Raw genomic sequence first — 2299 nt, forward strand, 5'->3', positions numbered from 1 at the left:
GTCCAGGTGCCGAACACGGCCATGCCCATCGCGAAGCCCCGCAGCCGGAGCGGGAAGATCTCGGAGAGCATCAGCCAGAAGACGGTCGCGACGCACCCCTGCATGAACAGCAGGAACATCAGCATGGACGCCAGGACGAGGTAGCTGCGGGCGGCCGATTCGGGCAGGACCAGGAAGCAGAAGGCGATCAGCACCAGGGAGACCGTGACGCCGATCTGCCCGGTCAGCAGCATCGGGCGCCGCCCGTACCGGCCCAGCAGCCACATGCCGGTGGAGACGGCGAGCACCGCGACGACGCCGTTGGCGATGGTGGCGGTCAGCGCGGCCTGGGTGCCGAGCCCGGTGTCCAGCAGGATCGTCGGCGCGAAGTACATGATCGAGTTGACGCCGGTGAGCTGGGTCAGCGTGGCGAGCGCGAAGCCGAATATCACCAGGCGCCGCACCCACGGGGTGCGCAAGTCGCCCCAGCTCGACCGCGGTTCATGGGCGTCGGCCATGACGCGCCGCTTGATCTCGGCGAACTCCGGCTCGACCACCTGCGGGTCGCGGATGAGGCCGAGGGTCCGGGCGGCGTCGTCGAAACGGCCGCGGGAGGCGAGCCAGCGCGGTGACTCGGGCACGAACAGCATGCCGATCCACAGCAGCACCGCCGGGATCGTGGCCAGCGCGAGCATCCAGCGCCAGACGCCGCCTTCGCCCATGGTCTTCGCGATGACCGCGTTGGAGGTGTAGGCCAGCAACTGGCCGGTCACGATCATCAGCTCGTTCTGGGTCACCAGACGGCCGCGGTGTGCGGCGGGGGCCAGCTCGGCGATGAAGACCGGCACGGTGGCGGACGCGCCGCCGACGGCGAGCCCGAGCAGGACCCGGAACAGCACCATCACCACGAGGTCCGGTGCGAGCGCGGTGCCGAGCGCGCCGATGAAGAACAGCACGGCGAGCCCGAGGATCGCCCGCTTGCGCCCGTACCGGTCGGACAGGCGCCCGCCGTACAGGGCGCCGAACGCGGCACCCGCCACGAGGGAGGACGCGACGATCCCTTCGGTCAGGGGGGTCAGCCCGAGCCCGCCCTTCTCGGCCGAGAGGGCCATGAAGGGGAGCGCGCCGGAGATGACACCGGTGTCGTAGCCGAAGAGGAGTCCGCCGAAGGTGGCGATGATGGTGATGACGCGCAGTCTTCGGTAGACCCTCGGCGAGGCATGGTCCGTGACGGCGTTGCTCTGTGTGGGGGCCTGGGGCGTGTCGTCCCTGACGTCCATGGCACCTCCTACTGATTGGTGTGCGGGTGTGGGGAGCCAGTCCGGGCCCGGGGATGGCGTGCGAGTTAAAGCGCTTTAAACGACGTCTGCGAGTACGATGCCGTCGCACAAATGTCATGTCAATAGGTTGTCACTACGCTGTTGCGGAGGCCGACGGCCTCACCGGTTGCCCTTCGCGGCGAACGTGGCCACCGTGTGGACGTTGCTCTTGTCGACGAAGGCCGGGCCGGTCAGCACGGGCTCCTCACCGCCGCCGCTGTAGTTGCCGTTGTTCTTGTAGAGCCACAGCGAGTCGATCGCCAAGTAGCCCTGCAGATAGGGCTGTTGGTCGACGGCGAACTGGACACTGCCCTTCTCGATGGCGGAGATGAGGTCCTTGTTGAGATCGAACGTCGCCACCTTCGCCTTACTGCCCGCCTCGGACGCCGCCTGAGCGGCCGTGAGCGCGAACGGGGCGCCGAGCGTGACCACCTCGTCGATGGACCTGTCCTGCGAGAGCTTGGCCTTGATGGTCGACTTCACCGAGGGCATGTCGGTGCCGTTGACGTAGAGGAGGTCGGTCTTGCCGCTGAAGGTCTTCTTCACCCCGGCGCAGCGCTCTTCGAGGTTGACGTCCCCCTGGGCCTGGATGACGCACAGGGCGTGCTTGGCACCGGTGGTATTGATTTTGCCGCCGAGCGCCTGGCCGGAGACGGACTCGTCCTGGCCGAAGAAGGACAGCAGGCCCTGCTGCTTCCAGACGGACAGACCGGCGTTGAAGCCCACGACCGGGATACCGGCCTTCCTGGCCTTGGCGACCACGGCCTTCATGGCGTCCGGCTTCGCCAGGGTGACGGCGATCCCGTCGACCTTCTGGTCGATCGCGTTCCGCATCAGATTGGCCTGGTCGCCCGCGCTTTCGTCACCGGCGTAGACGAGCTTGACGTTGTCCTTGGCGGCGGCGGCCTGGGCGCCCTTGCGGATGGTGTCCCAGAAGGTGTCGCCGGAGGGCGCGTGGGTGACCATCGCGATCGTCATGCGGGGAGTGGAGGCCTTGCCCG

At 67.9% G+C, this 2299-nt stretch carries 2 protein-coding genes; both read right to left on the bottom strand.

What is annotated here, in order from left to right:
- Positions 1-1259: sugar porter family MFS transporter (locus ACZ6CL_RS42900; protein ID WP_468947001.1), on the bottom strand; the 1259-nt coding region annotated here is incomplete at its 3' end.
- A gap of 159 nt (positions 1260-1418) precedes the next feature.
- Positions 1419-2299, bottom strand: an 881-nt coding sequence (locus ACZ6CL_RS42905; RefSeq protein WP_468947003.1) for a sugar ABC transporter substrate-binding protein, incomplete at its 5' end; no start/stop codon positions are given.

It is taken from the genome of Streptomyces sp. NPDC041200 (genome assembly GCF_055591805.1).